This window comes from Citrobacter sp. CK206 (assembly GCF_030333125.1).
GTDB lineage: Bacteria > Pseudomonadota > Gammaproteobacteria > Enterobacterales > Enterobacteriaceae > Citrobacter_B > Citrobacter_B koseri.
In genome coordinates this window covers 32822-53677 of the sequence record NZ_JAOWGM010000021.1, presented here as the reverse complement: position 1 = coordinate 53677, position 20856 = coordinate 32822, and the positions used below count along the sequence as shown (strand labels likewise).

General features: G+C 47.1%; 13 protein-coding genes and 2 pseudogenes. 6 read left to right on the top strand and 9 right to left on the bottom strand.

Going from position 1 to position 20856, the window contains the following annotated elements; translation table 11 throughout:
* Positions 1 to 33: 33 nt before the first annotated feature.
* Positions 34 to 2556, top strand: coding sequence for a YeeR family protein (locus OGX81_RS03300; RefSeq protein ID WP_275055241.1), 2523 nt, complete (start codon positions 34 to 36; stop codon positions 2554 to 2556).
* Positions 2557 to 2745: 189 nt separating this feature from the next.
* Here OGX81_RS03300 and arsC read toward each other — a convergent pair whose 3' ends face one another.
* The 5 genes and pseudogenes from arsC to arsR all read right to left on the bottom strand — a co-directional run bounded on the left by arsC (position 2746) and on the right by arsR (position 5666).
* Positions 2746 to 3171, bottom strand: coding sequence for a glutaredoxin-dependent arsenate reductase (gene arsC, locus OGX81_RS03295; protein ID WP_121265162.1), 426 nt, complete (start codon positions 3169 to 3171; stop codon positions 2746 to 2748).
* Positions 3172 to 3183: 12 nt separating this feature from the next.
* The gene (gene arsB, locus OGX81_RS03290) at positions 3184 to 4473 is read right to left on the bottom strand and encodes an arsenite efflux transporter membrane subunit ArsB (RefSeq protein ID WP_275055242.1); all 1290 of its coding nucleotides are present in this window, start codon (positions 4471 to 4473) and stop codon (positions 3184 to 3186) included.
* A gap of 46 nt (positions 4474 to 4519) precedes the next feature.
* Positions 4520 to 4819, bottom strand: a pseudogene (locus OGX81_RS03285) (ArsA-related P-loop ATPase); the annotation flags it as partial.
* Positions 4820 to 4905: 86 nt separating this feature from the next.
* The gene (gene arsD, locus OGX81_RS03280; protein WP_121265158.1) at positions 4906 to 5268 is read right to left on the bottom strand and encodes an arsenite efflux transporter metallochaperone ArsD; all 363 of its coding nucleotides are present in this window, start codon (positions 5266 to 5268) and stop codon (positions 4906 to 4908) included.
* 47 nt (positions 5269 to 5315) lie between these two features.
* Positions 5316 to 5666 carry an As(III)-sensing metalloregulatory transcriptional repressor ArsR gene (gene arsR, locus OGX81_RS03275; RefSeq protein ID WP_039272869.1) on the bottom strand — a complete coding sequence of 117 codons (351 nt, stop codon included), beginning with the start codon at positions 5664 to 5666 and terminating at the stop codon, positions 5316 to 5318.
* 205 nt (positions 5667 to 5871) lie between these two features.
* On the opposite strand from arsR, the gene OGX81_RS03270 reads away from it, so the two are divergent.
* Together OGX81_RS03270 and OGX81_RS03265 are read left to right on the top strand one after the other, a co-directional pair.
* Positions 5872 to 7572, top strand: coding sequence for an ATP-dependent nuclease (locus OGX81_RS03270; protein ID WP_286487527.1), 1701 nt, complete (start codon positions 5872 to 5874; stop codon positions 7570 to 7572).
* A 1-nt stretch (position 7573) separates the two neighbouring features.
* Positions 7574 to 9199, top strand: coding sequence for a UvrD-helicase domain-containing protein (locus OGX81_RS03265; protein WP_286458186.1), 1626 nt, complete (start codon positions 7574 to 7576; stop codon positions 9197 to 9199).
* Between the two features lie 175 nt (positions 9200 to 9374).
* Here OGX81_RS03265 and OGX81_RS03260 read toward each other — a convergent pair whose 3' ends face one another.
* The gene (locus OGX81_RS03260) at positions 9375 to 9692 is read right to left on the bottom strand and encodes a DUF2326 domain-containing protein (RefSeq protein ID WP_275055245.1); all 318 of its coding nucleotides are present in this window, start codon (positions 9690 to 9692) and stop codon (positions 9375 to 9377) included.
* On the opposite strand from OGX81_RS03260, the pseudogene OGX81_RS03255 reads away from it, so the two are divergent.
* A pseudogene (locus OGX81_RS03255) lies at positions 9685 to 9897 on the top strand (alpha/beta hydrolase); the annotation flags it as partial. The gene OGX81_RS03260 and the pseudogene OGX81_RS03255 sit on opposite strands and share 8 nt — an antisense overlap.
* 254 nt (positions 9898 to 10151) lie before the next feature.
* On the opposite strand, the gene lpxP reads toward OGX81_RS03255, so the two are convergent.
* Entirely contained in the window at positions 10152 to 11060 is a 909-nt protein-coding gene (lpxP, locus tag OGX81_RS03250) for a kdo(2)-lipid IV(A) palmitoleoyltransferase (RefSeq protein ID WP_248622763.1), read from the bottom strand.
* 210 nt (positions 11061 to 11270) lie between these two features.
* Here lpxP and OGX81_RS03245 point away from each other — a divergent pair, with 210 nt between their 5' ends.
* Entirely contained in the window at positions 11271 to 11654 is a 384-nt protein-coding gene (locus OGX81_RS03245) for a hypothetical protein (RefSeq protein WP_275055246.1), read from the top strand.
* Here the strand turns inward: OGX81_RS03245 and OGX81_RS22040 are convergent.
* On the bottom strand, positions 11620 to 11796 hold the full coding sequence (locus OGX81_RS22040) for a YnfU family zinc-binding protein (protein ID WP_353622264.1): 177 nt from the start codon (positions 11794 to 11796) through the stop codon (positions 11620 to 11622). The two genes, OGX81_RS03245 and OGX81_RS22040, sit on opposite strands and share 35 nt — an antisense overlap.
* Positions 11797 to 11949: 153 nt before the next feature.
* On the opposite strand from OGX81_RS22040, the gene OGX81_RS03240 reads away from it, so the two are divergent.
* Complete coding sequence (locus OGX81_RS03240; protein ID WP_004132711.1) at positions 11950 to 12183, top strand: YnaE/YdfK family cold shock protein; 234 nt, start codon at positions 11950 to 11952, stop codon at positions 12181 to 12183.
* A 19-nt stretch (positions 12184 to 12202) separates the two neighbouring features.
* Here the strand turns inward: OGX81_RS03240 and OGX81_RS03235 are convergent, their stop codons facing one another.
* Positions 12203 to 20785 carry a glycoside hydrolase family 94 protein gene (locus tag OGX81_RS03235; protein ID WP_275055247.1) on the bottom strand — a complete coding sequence of 2861 codons (8583 nt, stop codon included), beginning with the start codon at positions 20783 to 20785 and terminating at the stop codon, positions 12203 to 12205.
* Positions 20786 to 20856 lie beyond the last annotated feature (71 nt).

The window sequence follows — 20856 nt, the reverse complement described above, 5'->3', positions numbered from 1 at the left end:
TCGAATAAAAATTACAGCAAGGATAAAACCACAATGCTACAGATAATTGGTGCGTTAATTTTACTGGTAATCGGTTTTGTTATTATAAAAGCGTTGTTTAAGGCATCTCTCAATATTCTAGGTGTGATATTAGGATTGGGTGCATTGATTGTTGCAGGCCCACCTTTATTGGCGGGCTATATTGTAGAGCGCGTAACCTATGCGCTTCACTCACGTTGGCTGCTGGGTGTACCTCTTGCCATAGCAGGAATGGTGATTAGCTTTATGTGGGGACTTGATGGTAAACATATTGCCTACGAAGCTTATTCATTTGATTCAATGAAGTTTATTTTAACCGCTGCATTTGCCAGTGGCCTGCTTGCAGTACCTGTACAAACCAAGGCTATTCTACAAAACGGGCTTATACCAGCCGATATCAATGCCAAACTTAAAGAGTATTATTGCTGTTTTTATGCGTCTTACTTTTTGATGGCCTGCTCTGCGGCTACACCGTTTATAGCCTGGCAATATAATATCTCATCTTCACTGATGTGGTGGACAGGATTGCTATACTGGATAGCAGCCTTACTGACACAGTTCTATGCGGCAAACCAAATTCAGGAACTCAAGAAGTTAACTAATGCCATCAATACAGGGTTAAATGAGCAAAAAGCGATCAATAACAAACTTTGGCTGACGGAACTAAAAGAAGGAAGTAACCTCTCAGCAGAATTCGTAGAGACTATCTATCTCAAGTTGGTCTCACAGCATATTTTTCAGGGCGATACTCGAGAGCAGGATCTGGCTGGTGAAAACTGGCTTTTAAATGATGCCTGGTATGAAAGAAAGATGGCTGAATTTAATGAGCAGTTAAACAGTAAAATAGTACACTCATCAGATGAGCTAAGAAGCCTTTTTGGTAATAGGCTGAATTTACCCTCTGCTGCGAATGATGATCTCCTGAACCGTTATCTTGATGGTGGGAACTATTATTCTTTTTCGGATGGTCGAAAATTTGTCTCGTTTCACTATGTCGACGAGCTTTGTACCTGCACTTCATGCGGTTTGAGCGAGATTAAAAACGCAAAACACCAGGGCGGTGGTGGGAGCCAGGAATGGTATTGCTCTGATATTTGCCGGGAAACGGAAAAACTCTGCATTGAAATTCACAAGCGACCACAGGCTGAATTTATTTCCAGTGCAGCAACAAACGGTCTGATTCTCATGACACTCCCGGAGGCCTGGAATACTAACGAAAAAATGTTTGCAGTGGGAGGACAAGGACATGGTTTTGCAGCCGAACGGGGAAATCATCTTACTGACAAAATCCAACTAAAAGATGCACATATTCTCGGTGATGATAATGCGAAAAATGGTGCAGACAGGCTGGTTAACGGTTCAGAGATTCAGACCAAATACTGTGCAACCGCTGCACGTAGCGTCGGTGCTGGTTTTGACGGACAAAACGGTAATTATCGCTATTATGACAGTAACGGAACCCCAATGCAGTTAGAGGTTCCGAAAGACCAGTATTCGAAAGCGCTTGAAACGATGGAGAACAAAATTCGCGATGGCAAAGTCCCCGGCGTTACCGATCCTGCAGAAGCCACAAAACTTGTACGTCAGGGACACCTGACTTATAGCCAGGCACAAAACATTACTAAGTTTGGCACGTTCGAATCTATCACTTACGACATTGCGGAAGGATCTATCATCAGCCTCGCAGCTGGAGGTATCAGCTTCGGTCTGACAGCTTCTATTTTCTACCTCAATACCGGCGATCGTAAGGCTGCGTTGCAAACGGCAGCAATACAGGCAGGTAAAACATTTACCCGCACACTGACAGTTTATGTGACGGTACAGCAATTACACCGTATCAGTGCCGTTCAGGGGTTACTTAAAAATATTGATTTTGCCGCTGCCAGCCCGACAGTTCGTAATGCGCTTCAACAGGGAGTCGGAGCTAACAATCTCAACTCCCTTAACAAGATGATGCGTGGCACACTGGTTACCTCTTTCGCACTGGTCGCCGTGACCACTGGTCCGGATATGATCAAAATGGTGCGAGGTCGTATTTCTGGGGCACAGTTTATAAAAAATCTGGCAGTTACTTCATCTGGTGTGGCTGGGGGTGCAATTGGTTCTATTGCTGGCGGAATGATGCTTAGTCCATTAGGTCCTTTCGGTGCTTTAGCAGGACGCGCAGCTGGTGGCTTGTTAGGCGGTATGATTGCCACAGCTATTTCCAAAAAAATAGCGGGTGCACTGGTTGAAGACGACCGAGTAAAAGTGCTGGCTCTCATCCAGGAACAGGTTACATGGCTTGCAACAAGTTTCATGCTTACAGAACACGAACTTGAAAACCTGAACGCGAATCTGGCAACAGTAATTGACCAAAAAACCCTGGAGGTTATCTTCGCCGCAAAAGAGCAAGACCGAGCAACGGCCAATATGCTGATTAAACCACTTGTAGTAAGTGTGGTTAAGCAACGACCGGTCCTGAGCTATGAACAATCGCAAATCTGCGAATTGGTCGATCAGCTTGATACATCGGTTTCATTATCTGCTGTTGCATAATGAAAGGTATAAATTCATTACCATCGTGATATGGTGCTTCAGACGAAGCAAACTTAAATACCATTAACCCCATGATACTATTGTAAAATCCAAAAAAACAATGGTAATCATCATAATGAACTGGTTCGAACAGACTTGCGGAAGAGTTTGGAGAATTAACAAATAAGGGGGCATTTGCCCCCTTCATCTTTATTTCAGTCGTTTACCTGCATCATCAACAACTTTCTCACCGTCTTCCTTAGCAAATGCGCCTTTTTGCGCATCCGGAAGAATATCCAGTACCACTTCGGAAGGACGGCACAGACGTGTTCCCAATGGTGTCACCACAATCGGGCGGTTAATCAGGATCGGATACTGAAGCATAAAATCGATTAACTGATCGTCAGTAAACTTATCTTCCGCAAGCCCCAGTTCTTCATAAGGTTCAACATTTTTACGCAATAGTGCCCGTACCGTTATCCCCATATCTGCAATGAGTTTGAGCACCTCATCGCGTGAAGGTGGATTTTCAAGGTAAAGAATAACGTTCGGTTCAGTACCGCTGTTGCGGATCATCTCCAGCGTATTACGAGACATGCCGCAGGCTGGGTTGTGATAAATGGTGATGTTGCTCATATCAGTATCTCATTACAACGTGAAAGAGAGACGTAGCGCCAGCGCTGCCAGTGTTACAAACAACACAGGAAGAGTCATGACGATCCCGGTGCGGAAATAGTATCCCCAGGTGATGGTCATATTCTTCTGTGAAAGGACATGCAGCCAGAGCAGCGTTGCCAGGCTACCAATAGGTGTTAATTTTGGTCCCAGATCGCAGCCAATCACATTGGCATAAATCATCGCTTCTTTGATAACGCCTGTTGCGGTGCTGCCATCAATAGAGAGAGCTCCAACCAGCACGGTAGGCATGTTGTTCATGATGGAAGACAGGAAAGCCGTCAGGAAGCCAGTACCGAGCGTCGCGGCCCAGAGTCCTTTATCCGCCAGTACATTCAGCACACCAGAAAGGTATTCGGTTAGCCCGGCATTGCGCAGACCGTAGACCACCAGGTACATCCCCAATGAGAAGATGACAATCTGCCATGGCGCACCGCGCAGCACTTTGCCAGTGTTAATGGCATGGCCTCGTTTAGCTACTGCAAACAGGATCACAGCTCCAACAGCCGCAATCGCGCTAACGGGAATACCGAGCGGCTCAAGGACAAAAAACCCAACCAGCAGAAGAATTAAAACTATCCAGCCGGTTCTGAAGGTTGCCAGATCTTTAATCGCCTTTGCCGGTGCTTTCAGGAGAGCCAGGTCGTAAGTCGGTGGAATATCTTTGCGGAAGAACAGATGTAGCATCACCAGTGTGGCGATAATAGCGGCAATATCCACTGGCACCATTACCGACGCATACTCAGTGAAGCCCAGTCCAAAGAAGTCCGCCGAGACTATATTCACCAGGTTCGACACGATAAGCGGCAGGCTAGCCGTATCGGCAATAAAACCGGCAGCCATGACGAATGCCAGCGTGGTGCCTTTGCTGAACCCTAATGCCAGCAGCATGGCGATGACTATCGGCGTCAGAATAAGTGCCGCACCATCGTTGGCAAACAGTGCCGCCACCGCCGCACCGAGCAGAACGATATACGTAAAGAGCAAACGTCCACGACCGTTACCCCAGCGGGAAACGTGCAGTGCTGCCCATTCGAAAAAACCGGACTCATCGAGCAGCAGGCTGATAATAATTACGGCAATAAAGGTCGCCGTCGCGTTCCAGACGATATTCCACACCACCGGAATATCGCCCACATGCACAACGCCAGATATCAGAGCCAGTCCCGCGCCCAGCATTGCGCTCCAGCCGATCCCTAATCCCTTCGGTTGCCAGATAACCAAAACAATGGTCAGGACAAAAATAGCGCCTGCCAGTAACATAAATCCTCCAGACAGGACGGCTCTGACGCCCTGTGTATACAAAAAATTAAACTGCCAGCTCTCTGAGTTTCTCGATGCCAGTGGGCTCTGATGCCAGTACGGGTACTAACGCTATGCGGCTTGCATGCTAGTTCTTCACAGCCTCGATCTGAGGAAGTTCTTGTTGAGCACGCAGACAAAGCAGTGGTGAATGAGTCTGTGCAACAGAAAGGCTGTTATTGATAATCCAGCCCCAGGGATGAATCCCCGCGCGCTCAAGATCGGACTGCAGGTTTGCAGCTTCCAGTACAGGTGTGGTTTCAGGCAGAGTGACCAGCAGGACTTTGGTACGTTCCGGGTCCTGAATCGAAGTTTTTCCTACACCTCCCTTACCGGTGAAAAACAGGTAAGACGGGATATTCTGTAAGAATTTCATATGTCCTCCTGACATACTCAACAACAGGAAGTTTTACCACCACAGCAACTGGCGGGAGCTAAACCCACCTTTTCCAGCGGTATACCAAACCAGCGAGCCAGTTCAGCGCGTTTCGGGTATCGCCCGGCCATCACTGTTTCACCATCCAGTAACAGCAGCGGAAGCCCTTCAGCTCCAGAAGCTTCAAGGAAAGCTTTCGCTTTCTCATTCTGAACGAAGCTCATAGGCTGCTGCGCCAGGTTGTAACGTTCGATCTGGACCCCACGCCCTTTCAGCCATTGAACATCAGCAGAAAAATCGACCAGAAGCTGATCGACATCTGAACCACAAACGCCGGTACTGCAGCACAGCGCCGGATCAAACACCGTTAACGTTTTCATCTTTAACACCTCACATTCGTAAAAACATATATGTATAGGCAAATTTTTTAGATACAAACAGCCTTACCGCTGCCAGAGCAGTTGGCTGATGCCAGCTTACGGGCGATGGCCTGTACGTCGTCCTGTTGGCTTAGCCAGGCCTGCTCAATCACCTGGGCAGCCCAGGAAGGAATATGCGGAGATAAGCGGTAATGAACCCATTTTCCCTGCTTGCGATCCAGCAATAGGCCACTCTCCCGAAGCATTGCAAGGTGGCGGGAGATCTTGGGCTGTGACTGTTCTAGCGCAGTGCAAAGGTCGCACACGCACAGCTCTCCCATCTCTCTGAGCAGCAACACGATGCCCAAACGGGTTTCATCGGAGAGGTTTTTGAAGAGTTGTAATGCTATGATTTTCATCGAATTTAACGAAGCCTTGAAATTGTGTTGCTTAAAGAATAGATGCATTACATATGGTAAATCATATATTTAACATCATGGTAGTCCCTTCGTTTAACCAAATCAACTAATAGATCTTCCGCAAAAAATGAGCAAAATTCGGTTGCATAGTTTACGTGATACCTCATCATGAAATAGATTTTTTACTTTAAAGAGGGATTTTAAGTTGGAAATATCATCTCTGAAACTCAAGGGTTTTAGAAACTTTAAAGATGCACACATCAATTTTAACTCAAATACTCTGGTCATCGGTGCCAATGATGTTGGCAAAAGTAATATGTTGCATTCGCTAAGAATGCTATTAGATAAAAGTATATCAGATTCAGAAATTGAACCAAATGAACTTGACTTTCATTTAGAAAACGGAAAATCATGTGAAGAATTTGAAATTATTATTCATTTTAAAGATATCAATGAAGATGCAGTACTTTCAATTTTGAAAGGGAATGTCAGTGACTCAGGTGAATCGTTCATTAAGTACATTGCACAAAAATCCGATCTCAGCTATAAACTTTTTATTGGTGAGTCTTTAGAGTCTTTACAAGAAATCAACTCTCGCTATTATCTTAAATTCGTTAATTTAAAATATATTCAATCACAACGAGATTTAGAGAGGTTTATTCGTAAAGAAAAAAGACAACTATTAAAAATCGCACAGCAATCATTGAACTCTGAAGAAAGAAAAGAAGATGACGATTTGTTAGGAGAGATAAGTATAGATTTACAGTCTATTAATGATAAAATATCTCAACTTATATATGTAGAAAGAGCTACAAAAGATGTCAACGATGAGCTAAAAAAACTTGCGCATCATTACTCAGAGTATTCTGTGCAACTAGATACTGGGGCAATTGGAATAAATGACTTTATTGACAACCTACAACTTGGAGCTAATACAAATGGTTCTAATGTTATGCTTGGAGGAGACGGGCGAAACAATCAAATATTATTAGCTTTATGGAAAGCGAAAAGTATTAAGGAACATGATATCGAGAACGAGGTTATCTTCTATGTTATCGAAGAACCTGAAGCACACCTACATCCTCACCAACAAAGAAAACTGGCTGATTATTTGATATCAGAACTTCCAGGTCAAACGATCATTTCATCCCACTCACCACAAATAGCTGTAAACTTTGAACCAGGCTCAGTAATAAGGTTGCTTGACCGTGCTGGACACACAGTAGCCGCAAGTGAAGGGTGTTCTAAAGATATTTCAGATGGCTGGGAAGGAATGAGCTATCGGATGAGTATATTGCCAGCAGAATCGTTTTTTTCAAATGGAGTTTTCTTAATCGAAGGACCATCAGAAGTTTTATTCTACCATTCTTTAGCCGAAAATTTAAACATTGATCTTGATTATTTAAATATTTCACTGGTTTCAGTGGACGGAATATCATTTAAAATTTACGTAGCTATACTAGATGCTTTAGAGATCCCATGGGTAATGCGAACGGATAACGATATATCTAAACTTAAAGATCAAGACAAGTGGCAATATTCAGGTATAAACCGATGTTTAGATATAGCCGGTTTGGAAAAGTTTGAACATAGCGACATACAAATAGTACCTATAGATACTCTGACCAGCGGTGATTGGCAAACAGTTTCTGAAGAAATAAATAAATGCGGGGTATATTTATCCAAAGTTGATTTAGAAACTGATCTGGTAGGAGAATTAAGCGCACCAATTTTAAACGCTTTAGGTAAGAAAAATGACCAAGGTGCGATAGAGTACTTACAAAAGAAAAAAGCATTAAGAATGCGAGAACTTCTTAAAGATATAAAAACAGACCTTCACAAGCTTAATGCCGGTGAATTAATTAAACCGTTAAACCATCTTGTAAAAATAATTAGAGGTGAATGAAATGAGTACTTTCTCACCAACACCTCAGCAAGCATTAGCCATTGACTACACTGGAAGCATGGTAATAACAGCATGTCCGGGAAGCGGTAAGACTACGGTTATAAAAGAAAAAATCAGAAATATTACCGACTGTCTTCCAGAGCATAAAGGGGTCATTGCAATTACATTCACAAAAAAAGCAAGTTCAGAACTGGAACGTAGATGCAAGGCTGAAGGACACAATGTAAAACATAGTTTCTTTGGTACTATTGATAGTTTTTGCTTAAAGGAAATAATTATTCCATTTCTTTCAAGGGTATGGGGAGGAACACCAACAGAATGCAAAGTCTTAAAGAAATTGGAATCTCCATATAACCATTTCATAGAAAGCAATTTTGCTGGCACACCATCAGTTATTAATATCAATGAGGACCCTGGGTATAAAAAACTATACGATGAGGGAATACTTTGGATGGGGTCATTCTCGGCCTTAGCATTAAAAATAATTAATGAATCATCTGCTGCGAAGCGGTATATCAAAGCAAGATATAGCCATATATTCATAGATGAGTATCAAGATTCGTCTTTATCTCAGCATGAGCTATTTCTAAAAATAAACGAACTTGGCTTATGCTCCATTGCTGTTGGTGATGTTTGGCAATCAATCTATGAATTTAGAGGAGGGAATTCGGAGCTTCTTTTAGAATTGGTAAGTAATACAGAATGCTTTAAGCATTTTGAGATAAATTTCAACCATAGATGCCACCCATCAATAAGCAATTATGCTTCAAGATTGCTTGAACCATCCTATGTTTTACTACCTGCGGATGAGATAAGAGTATTTAGGAGACGACTTAATGGAAATCTTAAAGATGCTGCTGTTACGATTTCCTCTTGGATTTCAGGATGGCTGAGTAGTGGCGAATGGAAGTTAGAAAAAGCAAATCAAATAGCCATTTTAGCAAGAAAAGAAAAATCACTAACATTATTCTGCTCTGGATTAAACTTAAACTTCAGGCTTTATGTTGACACACCTCTAGATAAAATTGGTACTGATTGCTCAGATCTATACAAAGATCTGTTAGCATACAAGTACGGCTCTATAAGTACAGCACAAGAGTTTATTAACAAAGTTTTTGATGGGGTTATAGTAGATGATAACACTCTGCTCTTACTAAGAAAAAAAATAAAAACAATTAGAAATGAATTAAAAAATGAAGATTTAATACATAAGTTTCATGATATTGCATATATTTTAGGGATAAATTCAACAGAACATACTGATGGGGCTGTAATAAGAACAATCTCAGACGATATTTTAGTCAAACAATTCAAACCATTAGATGATAATGAGATACAAGTAATGACCCTTCATAAATCTAAAGGACTGGAATTCAAATTAGTATTTCACCTAGATTTAGATGAATGGTCTTTCCCATTTAGAGAATATAACAGCGAAGACAGATACACACCTCGATACCCGACGCTTCAACAAGAACTTAACCTCCACTACGTTGGTATAACCAGAGCTGAGAATTGTTGCATCCTTATTAACTCATCTCTCAGAGAAAATGCATCTGGGGACTTTAAAAACACAGATGAATCATATTTCTTCAAATTACCTCAGTTAAATAATCTGTATAGTTGAACTTTGTAATCATTTACATAGGAGGGATAATTCAAAAAAACCTCCTTTAATTTTAACACTCAACACACTAAGTGTAAAAATATGAACACCAACATGCCGATTATTAATTTTCGCAATTGCTTTTATAAGGAGCAACATTCCAGAAGAACGGCTGCTAAGTTAGCAGCCTGCAGAATTAAAGCTTAAAAAATTTATTATCTTGAGATAATTCAAGAATAATATAACGAGTATATTTCTGGTAATCTTCTGTTATTAATTTATCAGACAGCATAGATACAATATGTTGCCCTGACAATTTAATCGACTCATCAAAAATTTTGCGAACGTGTTGAATATCGATTTCATCAATAGAATCGTGTAGTACAAAGTTAGGTCTCAAAGCTTTTATATCACAAACGGTCTTGATATATGCTAGATCGAAAGTAACAACCTCAAGTCTCTTTAACCCACCTTCGTTATTTGACTCCACATCATCTACATGTGGGGTAGCCATGCCCGCGCAGGACAGCTGGCGCGTACGTCTGGCGATGGCTCGTGAGTGGCGTGACGTGGTGAACAAGCATGGCGGGGATGTGACGGTGACGCATCTGCCTGAAGTGGGAATCAAAGGGAATACCCACTTCCCGTTCTCTGATTTAAATAATGTGCAGATTGCTGATTTGGTTAGTCAATTTTTGAAGGAAAAAGATCTGCAGTAGGAAGAGCCAATATTGAGCCTTCATTAATGAAGGCTCAATACAAACATCAGTTTTATCAAAAAAATAAAATGGGAACGTGACGGTCTGCTTTGAGCGAAAAGAGGACCTTCAAATCCTAACAGGTTCCATTGATTAGCCTTGGCTGTCAGTTACGCCATCGTTAACATGAAGCCGATCGAATAATTCCCTATCCATTTTTTACAAATACGCAGTGGCAAGAAAGACAGATTCTGGCTCATGACAAGTAGAGTGATTCATTTGTATAAAGAGACTTCGCCTTCAGGACGCGTTTTGAACCTGCGATGCATCCACAGGTATTGCTCAGGGGCTCGGAGAATTTCACGCTCGATGATCTTGTTCATATAAGCCGCTGCGGCGACCTTGTCTTCCCCTGGATAGCCTGACAACGGATTGCTGATATACATGTGATAACCTTTTTTATCGCTACGTCGGATCATGCTAAGTGTGATCAAGTGTGCACCAGCGAGTTTTGACAGAGCATACGTTCCGTTCGTCGTGGCTGCTTTTTTTACCGAGAAAAAAGGTGCAAAAACGCTTCCCTTAGACCCATAATCCTGGTCTGGTGCAAACCAAACGGCTTCACCAGCTTTTAGCGCATGAACAAAACCAGATAAATTACGTCGATTAATCATAGCCTTATTTGAACGCATACGCCCTTTTGTCTGTACCCATTCCATTAGTGGATTATTGTGTGGGCGATACGTTGCCATCATAGGATGGCATAAACCCATTACTCTTCCACACAATTCAAGGGACATAAAATGAATCCCGACAACTATTACTCCTCTGGTCGCACCGGTCAGGTTTTCAAGCCCTTCGACATCAAACCATTTTTTGACTCTCGCATCGCTCCAGAACCAGGCCATTCCTGTTTCCATCAGTCCCAGCCCGAGAGAAACAAAGTTTTTATTGACCATCTGGCTCCGGGCAAACGGTGTCATCTCGGGAAAGCAGAGTTCGATATTTCTAATCGCAATTCCTTCCCGGCGTTTCAGAAAGGGTCTGGATATTTTTCCAAGGCCGGAGCCCAGAATGTGTAAAACCGGGTAAGGAAGTTGAACGAGAAGCCACAGCAGACCCAAACCAGACCAGGTAAGCCAGTAGCGGGGATAAAGTAAATTATGAGTAAAAGTCTGTGCCATAAATTTCCTTAATGCTAATGAAGGTTATAACGCAAAAGGAAAACAATGAGGCAATTCGTCTTTAGCGATACATTTTATTTTAGACAATTTAAATTTATCTAAATTCAGAATAAAACAAATAATTTTGCAATGACTGGTAAAGGATTTAAAGAGTCATGAATGAATTGTAAGCCAGTAAAGTTATTCTGTTATAAATTCATGGATTTATCATTGATACTCAAGAAATTGTCTTCTGGATTCATCATCATCAAGGTACTCAAAAGAAAGAAGGCGAATTTTGGTAAGTTTATAAAACCACTCGCAATCGTTTCGTTGAATAATTTCGCCAGGTTTGAAACATATCCCGGATGCCACCCGGATAATCGCATATTTACCATTACTAAACCTGACCCGGTGAATACAGAAAGGTTGACCGGCCTGCCCGTGACAGCTGTTCGACAGGATATGCCCTTCAATAAAAACAGATTTTTTAAATTTCATCATCATACCCTCGACAACCGCAGCACAGGAGAAATGTTGTCATTTCCCGACATCACTTACGTTAAGTGGCAGAAGCTGATCAGCCGCCGATACACCAGCATTCTGAAGGTCTGAACAACAGTCCGCAGGCAGGGCACTCAAGAACCGCATCTTTTCTTAGTTTACCTGCTTTCTGATCAGCTCTGTGTGCGCATACCGGGCAGGCAACATGAACCGGTCTTCCTTTAAAATACCTGAGCCCTTTAGTATAAGACATAAATAATTCTCTGAGGAATACAGTAATTATTATACGCTTTGATATAAAAATAACTGGCATAAGTTATGTTAAGTTGTGTCTGAATCAGGATATCAGATATTGAAAACTGAACGTCTGATTTATGATACACTACCCTTCCGTGAGAAATTTATGATGAAATCAGAAGACACCCTTGACTGGTATCCGGCACAACTACCGCCAGTGAAAATTATTCTTGGCGAAGCCGTGCTGGCTGTGGGCAAACAGGGCCGACCGATTAATACCCGCACCTTGCTGGAATACCTTCAGGTCATGCAGGACAAACAAAAAAGGCGGGATGACAAAATCGCCATGCAGACTGCGATTGATGTTCTCAGGGATAATCAGCGCATTAACGGCAGACGTTAATGCGCCTCTGGGATAAGTGTTATTTCTGAATGATCTCAACCGTATGGTTTTGTCCATCATTCTTCAGCGGTATTCTGTCATCAGAGAGGAGAACACCATCCAGTGTCACGCGATATTCTGCATCGCCGCGTGAGACACTAATCTGATAATGGCTTTCGGCATACTGATAGGCCATAGAAAAAGACGGCCACTCATCCGGTAACCGGGCATGAACAGTAAAGTCAGCGCCGGTGCGTTTTATCCCCAGTAATTCCTCGGTAAGCAAACGCCAGGCCCAGCCAGCAGAACCGGTATACCAGCTCCATCCTGCGCGTCCGGTATGGGGAGCGACGCTGTAGACATCAGCACTCATGACATAAGGCTCAGCTTTATAAATCCCGACAGAGTCCGCATTCAGAGTATGATTTATAGGGTTGAGCATTGACCAGAGTTGCCAGGCACGTTCGGCATTCCCCATCCGGGCAAATGCCATCACGGCCCAGATGGCGCCATGAGTATACTGCCCTCCGTTTTCCCGCACACCGGGCAGGTACCCCTGTATGTAACCTGGATTTGGACCGTGTCCATCGAAAGGAGGCGTTAACAGTTTAATCAGTCCCCCTTCGTTATCCACAAGATGCTTATCCAGCGCCCGCATGGCCTTTGCACACCGCCCCGCGCTCGCGACCCCGGACAATACAGACCAGCTTTGCGCAATCGCATCAATCCGGCAGTCCTGTGAGGCTTTCGACCCCAGGGGAGTACCATCGTCAAAATATCCACGCCGGTACCATTCACCATCCCAGGCGTGGGCTTCGAGATTGCTTTGCAGGCGCAGAGCCTGTGAACGGCACATCGAGGCGACACTTTCATCCAGCCTGCGCTCCGCCAGCGCAGCAAACCGTTGCAAAATATCGTACAGGAAGAAGCCCAGCCAGACGCTTTCGCCTTTGCCTTCGATACCCACCCGGTTCATCCCGTCATTCCAGTCACCAGCCCCCATCAGCGGCAGGTCATGCTCCCCGAACCGCAGCCCATGTCGAATAGCTTTGACACAGTGTAACCAGAGAGTCTCTTCGGTGCCGCTGATGACCGGCGTGTCATAGACAGACTCTTCACCAGGCTGAAGCGGGCGTCCCTCCAGATAAGGAATGCATATTCCCAGAGCATCCATATCCCCCGTCGTTTCAACATAGTGGCAAACGGCAAGCGGCAGCCACAGGTAGTCATCGGAACAACGGGTACGGACACCGTTGCCGTGTGGCGGGTGCCACCAGTGCTGCACATCCCCCTCGATAAACTGCCGGGAGGCACAGAGTATTATCTGTTCACGCATCCGGTTCGGATCGGCATGGCTCAGTGCCAGTGAGTCCTGCAGCTGATCGCGAAAACCAAATGCACCGCCAGACTGATAGTAGCCACTACGGGCCATAAGACGACAGGCTACCGTCTGATACAACAGCCAGCCATTAACCAGTAAATTTATGGACGTGTCGGGGGTGTTAACTACGATTTTATCGAGCACATTGTGCCAGTGATTATGAATCCGGTTCAGCTCCTGGCGGACCGTATCCTCGTTCATGTAACGGGCCAGCGTCTCCTGAGCATAAACATCATTCTCCTCTGCGCCGAGGATAAAAATAAATGTCCTCTGGTCCCCGTCAATTAATGTCACCGCCGATTGCACCGCTCCGCAGGGATCCAGACCGGCCCCCGTCTTACCAGAAAGCTTTTGCAGTTTCATGGCCGACGGGGCGTGAAGGGAACCATTACGGCCAATAAACTCCCGGCGGTCCCCTGTCAGAGAACAGTCATTACCGCTGACGGCAAAAAATGCAGTTCGGCCGCCACCATTATCACCATAAAAGTTGTTCGCAAGTACCCCGCAGCCGCCGGGCGTTCTGGCCACATGTGTCACAATGTGAGGAGCTGAGCGAGTTCGTGTTTCTCCGAGCGTCCACTCTACATAGCCTGTGACGGAAAGTTGACGTGTCCGTCCCGAAGAGTTACTGAGCGTCAGGAGCACCAGTTTAACCGGATCCTCTTCGGCAACCAGGACCGTCAACTCGCTGTCGATACCACTCTCTCGATGGGCAAAAACGCTGTAGCCAAAACCATGGCGGGTCAGGTAATCACCGTGTCCGCGAATAGGTAAAGCCGTTGGCGACCAGCACTCCCCGCTCTCTTCATCGCGCAGGTAAAATGCCTCGCCGCTGCGATCGCTCACCGGATCGTTCTCCCACGGCGTCAACCGGTATTCATGTGCATTCTCATACCAAGAGTAGGCCTGTCCTGCCTCTGAGATCACGCTGCCAAAACGGGAATTTGCCAGTATGTTCGACCAGGGAGCCGGTGTAAGCGCATTTTCCCGAAGGACGATCTGATACTCCCGCCCATCCTGAGAAAATCCACCGTACCCATTGAAATGGCATAGCTGACTGATATCAGGGCTCCAGTCCGTATGTTGATTACGTTCGCGCACAGCACGCGGAATGAATGCCCTAGCCGGCGATTTCAGGGTATGAATACGCTGATTAAGCTGCTCATTAATACCCCCAGCGCGGTCATCAAGATAAAGACAGGCCACGCTCATCAAAAGCAACTTATCCTCAGCGGAGAGATGCTCACCGTTGCGGACAAAAAGCCCGCCCTTTTTATCCAGCAGACTGGCTTCAGACCCGGCATAAATTAACTCCATAATCTGATTTTGTAATCCCTGCTGGTAGCCGCCGGGGCTGTTATTCAGGATAACCAAATCAACATCCAGCCCTTTCTGTCTCCAGTAACGGTGTGCCTGAATCAGTGTTGTCACTGAGGCAATACTTTCTTCGCTGGTTATACTGAGCAGCACTATCGGCAGATCGCCTGAAATTGCCCAGCCCCACAGACCGGACTGACCACGCCGGTTGCGGCTGATCACCAGACCTTCGGCGCGAAGCTCCTGGGCAGGGTAAAGCACAGCGCTGGCGAGACGATTAAACAAAGTTGCATCATCTTCACTGGCATTCATCTGGCGTAATACCACCAGACTGTGAGACCAGGCCAGTTCAAAGACGCGATCGGCAATAGGGTAATCGCGATATTTTTCCAGCAGCGCCAGGCTCTGCTGGCGGGTCTCGCTGATACCATAAATGATATCAATCGTGACCGGATGCCCCGGTTGTAGAGTGATGGAGTGACGTATTGCCAGTATCGGATCCAGCACTGACCCCGACGTGTTGCTGAGCGTCCCTCCCGTCTCTATTGCCAGGGCATCAGCAGGGTTTCTGCCACGACCAAGAAATTTTGCCCTGTCCGTTTCAAACGAGACGTTATGTCGGTTATCGCCATGCACCACCATCATGTGAAACAGGCAGGGGCTCGCTTCATCCGGAGAGCGCGGGCGCCGGTGGCAAAGAATGGCGCCACGCTCAGGATCCAGCTCAGTCTGAATAAACAGATTGCTGAATGCAGGGTGAGCCAGATCGCTGGCATCAGGTGCCATTACCACTTCAGCATAGGTTGTCAGTTCCAGAGAGCGGGGCTGGCGACCACGATGGATCAGTGTGAGCCGTCGCAACTCAACATCATCCTCCGGGGAGATCACCACCTGAGTTTTGACGCTAAGTTCTCCGAAGGTGCGTCGGAATTCAGCCCCCGCATCGGTGAAGAAAACTTCCTCGTCTTGTCCGCTGAAGTTGCCTGTCGGTTGCCAGGTATTGCTCCATACATCCCCCGTCTGTGTATCACGGATGTAGCAGAATGCTCCCCAGTTATCACGGGTGGTATCACTGCGCCAGCGTGTGAGTGCAATATCATTCCAGCGACTGTAACCACCGCCGCCCGCGGTCAACATCAGATGATAATGGCCGTTGGACAGGAGTTGAATATCAGGAGCTGGTGTATCCACGCTATAGAAAATACGGGGTTCATAGCGAACGGGTTTGACCCTGCCCTCATGAGATTCAAAGTGACGGCGCGGACTGTACAGATCGACCGCATCCGGCACGCGCTCCTGTAACAGGAGACTCGCTGACCTGAATACCGTACTGGACATAAAGCGTTCAGTCATGGGGGCGTCAAGCAGCACATGAGCCAGCGCCTGAAATGCCATACCCTGGTGATGCGCCATCCAGGACTGTACGACCGCATAAAGCTGGCCGGTTGCAAGACGTGAGGGGGTATAGTCCAGCGCTTCATAAAAACCGTATTCGCCGCATGCACCATTTTTTTGCAGCCTGAACAGGTTCTCACAGGCTCTCTGTGGGGAAACCATCAGCGCCAGCAGTGTGGCGTAAGGAGCAACAACCATGTCATCGGCAAGCCCCCTGCGCAGACCAAGACCCGGTACGCCAAATGCCTGATACTGATAATTATGCTGAACATCAAAAGCATGATAGCCAGACTCTGAAACACCCCATGGTACCCCGCGTTCTTTCCCCCAGAGAATCTGGCGCATAACCGCCGACTGACTCATTTCATCGAGCAGGCTGCCGGGCCAGGTGGGCATCACCAGATTCGGCATCAGATATTCAAACATGGACCCACTCCATGACATCAGGGCAGTTTCATTATCAATCGTGGTAAACAATCGCCCCAGCGCATACCAGCTTTTAAGAGGTAACTGATTAGTCGCAATGGCAAGAAAACTGGTCAGGCGGATTTCAGACGGCAGGAGATCGTAGTGGCTCTTGTCAGGCGTATTCGTGTCACAGTTATAACCGATACTGAGCAGACTGGTTGCTTCACTGTACAGAAAGGCGAAATCCATTCTCGCATGCTCATCCAGCCGCTGTTCTAGCTCGGTGATAATATTGAGTCGCATTCGGGCCTGCTCCGTCGCTGACGCCTGTGATGTTCCTGTACCGGTTGATGTCTGACGGGCAAGCTCGCTCAGCGTCGGCAGCGTCTGTTCGTCCCACGATACAGGTAACCAGCCAAGCAATAACGACCACTCATTGCAGAACTGAACCAGTTGATTCTCCAGATGTCCTGCCCAGCGAATCTGAAGGGGCGCCCCCTGATGACATAACGTGGACAGATGGTTGCACTGGATGCTCATGTTTTTCAGTTCACTGAAAAATGCCTGTGGAGAGAGTGACACCGCGCTCAGGCAGTGTTTGCGCAGCAGTCTCAGGTTGTCAGGTGGGTTCTGACCCCACTGTTTTTCCAGAATATCCAGCGTATCGTTCAGTCCTGCCAGTATCTGTTGGCTGTTTAAAACAGGCTGATGACGCATGGCGGACAGCCCTGCACGCAGCGTCAACAAATGCCCGGCCATATTGCCGCTGTCGACGCTGGAGATATAGCGTGGACTGAGGGGGACCAGCGTACGGGTGTCATACCAGTTGTAGAGATGGCCCCGGTAGTGCTCCATTTTATCCAGCGTGTCGAGCGTGAGCGACACGCGCCGGAGCACCTCTCCGCCAGGCAGGTAGCCAAAGTCCCATGCCGTCAGGTTAGCCATAAGCGAAAGACCAATATTGGTAGGGGAAGTTCGATGTGCCACCGTCGGTTGTGGTATTTCCTGATAATTATCAGGCGGAAGCCAGTTCTCTTTTGCTGTGGCAAAGGTTTCAAAAAAAGCCCAGATTTCACGGCTTGTCTGGCGTAACAGCTGTTTTTGTTTCTGATTTGGCGAAAAAACCTTACGCACGGGCTGGCGACTCAACCAGCTCATCAGCAGCGGTGCCACGCACCATAACAAACCGATCGGCAACGCAATCCACAGTAGCTGGGGGGCAAATTGTCCGGTCAGTATTATCAGCGCCACGCCACCGACAACATTCAGCCACATCGCCTGATAAAAACGTGCAACAGTGGGTCTGGCCTGATTGCTGTCCTGGCTGTGGCTGACCCACTGGCTGAGGTGACGCCTGCTTATCCCCAATCGCCATAGCGTCACGGCGATCGCTTTCAGTGAATATCCGGCTTCGTGCGGCAGTATCGCAACATTAAGACCGATTCCAGACAGACGCTTCAGCGCGCCCGACCCCACCAGTAACAGATGCGGCTTCAGGCGGCGGCGCAGAGGTTTATGGAGAAGGTCATGGGTGATGCATAGGATGGCTGGCAACAGCCAAATCAGTGATAAGATGCCCAGCCAGTAAACCGGATTGGGTACCCCAAGCAGGGTGAAGAACAGCAATACAAGTAAAGAGGGAGCGACCAGACTGCGACGCAGATTATCAAGTAATTTCCAGTAAGAAAGCGCAGTCAGCGGATTCCTGGCCCGGGCTCCATCGGCTTTTCGGACACGTGGTTTCAGCCAGTTAAGCAGTTGCCAGTCGCCCCGGATCCAGCGTGAACGCCGCGCAACATCCGACAGATAATTATTAGGGTACTGTTCGTAGAGTAACACCTCACTCAGCAGACCCGAGCGCGCATAGCACCCTTCGAGTAGGTCATGGCTAAGAACCAGATTTTCCGGGCAGGTGTTGGCAGTGGCCTGCATAAAAATGTCAACATCGTAAATCCCTTTGCCCACGAACGATCCTTCCCCAAAGAGATCCTGATAGATATCCGAAGACATCATCGAATAAGGGTTATTGCCGGGTATGCTGCTTCGCAGGCCTGCGTAACGCCCCTGACCGTTGCGTGGTATCTCCTCCGCAAGACCGGGTTGTAAAATACCAAATCCTTTGACCACCCTCTGGCGTACCGGATCATACTCTGGCGTATTCAACGGATGGGCCATCGCCGCGACCAGTTTGTGAGCCGTATCGCGCGGCAGCACCGTATCACTGTCCAGGGTAATAACGTATTTAATGTGACCCGGTAAAATGTGAGCAGGCATGTCTGCAACGCTGACGAATTGCGTCCCCGGATGGCGCAACCAGCTGTTCAGTAACGCCAGTTTTCCCCGCTTGCGTTCATAGCCCATCCACATTCCTTCCTCGGGGTTCCATTCAGGCTGGCGGTGTAACAGATAAAAACGTGGTGGACCGGAGGGGTAGCGCCGATTCAGCGCCTGCGTATCGGCGATCGCCTGTCTGAGCAGCGCGTGACTTTCCGGCGAGGGTTCATTTTCAGAATCAGCAAAATCAGTGAGCAGCGCGAACCTGAGATTTTCGTTTTCATTCCCAAGCCAGCAGACTTCAAGACTGGAGAGGAGCTGGCTGAAACTTTCGTGGCTGGTCAGCATGCAGGGGATGACGACCATGGTGGCACTGTCAGCGGGAATTCCGGTTGAAAAATCCATCCCCGGCAAGGGGCGAGGAACGCGAAAACGGGTGGTTGCGTCACTGAGTAAATCACTCATTAACTGAGTTAAAGCGATAACCAGAGGCAATATCACCGCGATTAACAGCCAGTCTGCGCCCTGCATGGCAGTTTCGTGCAATATTGCCGCGGTCGCTGCGGTTGTCAACAATGCCAGGCTGCCAAGCCATGACAGCAGGGTTATTCTGTTGAAACTGTGCCGCAAGCGTATGAGTCCTGAAGTGTCTGCCAGGAGATGAATTTCCAGCGCCTGTCGACCTTCGCCCGCGAGATAATAACCAACATGATGTTCCGGTGTATTGGGTGCTTTTTCCTCTGAAAGCGCCAGCACCCTGTCAGCAACCTCATGCTCGCTGAGACCACTGTCTCTGGCCAGGATCTCTACAACGTGGCGGTAATGATCTCGGGTATTGAAGTGCATCCGGGGATAGATCCCGGCAGGATCATTGCGTAATGCCTGTTCAACGACGCTTATCGTTTCGGCGAGATCAGCCCAGTCCGTTTCACTCACTAATCGGAGACCCGCGATGCTGTTACTGACAGACAGCTGGCTGGCGGCAAGCTGTTGATTGAAACTATGTATGAGAACGTCGGTGGTGAGCCCCTGTTCCCGAAGGCACTGATCAACCCAGGTCAGAGGTAACGACAGCGCGTTGCCATGCCCCTGCAGGCGCCGCATCAGCTCTGCGACAAACGCGCTGGTTAACGGGGGGCGAGAGCGCGCCATATCAGCAACCACCATGATTAAATTACCAGGTGCACTCTTTGCACATTCGAAAATCCTGGTTATCCACGTATCGGCAAGGTTTCTGTCCTGCTGCGCATTTATCACTTCCATGCTGATACGACGAAGATTTTCAATCAGCGCCAGGCGCAGCATTCCCGGTAGTGCCCAGACTTCACCTAGCGTCAGCGGTGTCACCTGTTGATAGGCAGTGAGATAGCTGGTCAGGCTCGCGGCATCCCAGCGGCCATCACCGTGAGCAACTGCCTCTGATGCGATATGATAAATTCGTGGGCAATTCAGTGGCGATACCAGCGACGGGAGACCTTTTCCAAAACTTTTCGGCAAGTGCTGGCGGACGGTACGGATTTGTTCCTCAATAAGATAATAATTGTCCAGCAACCATTCACCGGCGGGCATGATACTGGTCTTTTTACCCGCGTTAAGCTCATAGCAGTTTTGGGTGATGACGTCCTCATTGTCGCCAAGCCGTTTCAGAAGATAATAAGGATGTTTATCCGGCGATACTTTATGAGTCTGCGCCAGCTTCTGACCGTAGCGCTCCATCTGGACGGTCGAAAAGAGTTCTGACCGCGGTGTGCTTTCACTCGCAGGATCGTTCGCCGAAAACGTTACGTTTTCGGCAGCATTCATCGGAATACGGGTGCGGTTAAACCACGCTCTTGGGTTCATTTTCATAGCATTGCTCTGATGCGACGTTAACGCGCAGGAGCAGTTGCGAAATCAGTTCAGAAACGTTCTCTCAGGAT

Bases quoted from the DNA above. Each gene is read 5' to 3' on its own strand.
- OGX81_RS03300 (WP_275055241.1), top strand. From the start codon at position 34: ATGCTACAGATAATTGGTGCGTTAATTTTACTGGTAATCGGTTTTGTT.
- arsC (WP_121265162.1), bottom strand. From the start codon at position 3,171: ATGAGCAACATCACCATTTATCACAACCCAGCCTGCGGCATGTCTCGT.
- arsB (WP_275055242.1), bottom strand. From the start codon at position 4,473: ATGTTACTGGCAGGCGCTATTTTTGTCCTGACCATTGTTTTGGTTATC.
- arsD (WP_121265158.1), bottom strand. From the start codon at position 5,268: ATGAAAACGTTAACGGTGTTTGATCCGGCGCTGTGCTGCAGTACCGGC.
- arsR (WP_039272869.1), bottom strand. From the start codon at position 5,666: ATGAAAATCATAGCATTACAACTCTTCAAAAACCTCTCCGATGAAACC.
- OGX81_RS03265 (WP_286458186.1), top strand. From the start codon at position 7,574: ATGAGTACTTTCTCACCAACACCTCAGCAAGCATTAGCCATTGACTAC.
- OGX81_RS03260 (WP_275055245.1), bottom strand. From the start codon at position 9,692: ATGGCTACCCCACATGTAGATGATGTGGAGTCAAATAACGAAGGTGGG.
- lpxP (WP_248622763.1), bottom strand. From the start codon at position 11,060: ATGGCACAGACTTTTACTCATAATTTACTTTATCCCCGCTACTGGCTT.
- OGX81_RS22040 (WP_353622264.1), bottom strand. From the start codon at position 11,796: ATGTCTTATACTAAAGGGCTCAGGTATTTTAAAGGAAGACCGGTTCAT.
- OGX81_RS03240 (WP_004132711.1), top strand. From the start codon at position 11,950: ATGAAATCAGAAGACACCCTTGACTGGTATCCGGCACAACTACCGCCA.
- OGX81_RS03235 (WP_275055247.1), bottom strand. From the start codon at position 20,785: ATGAAAATGAACCCAAGAGCGTGGTTTAACCGCACCCGTATTCCGATG.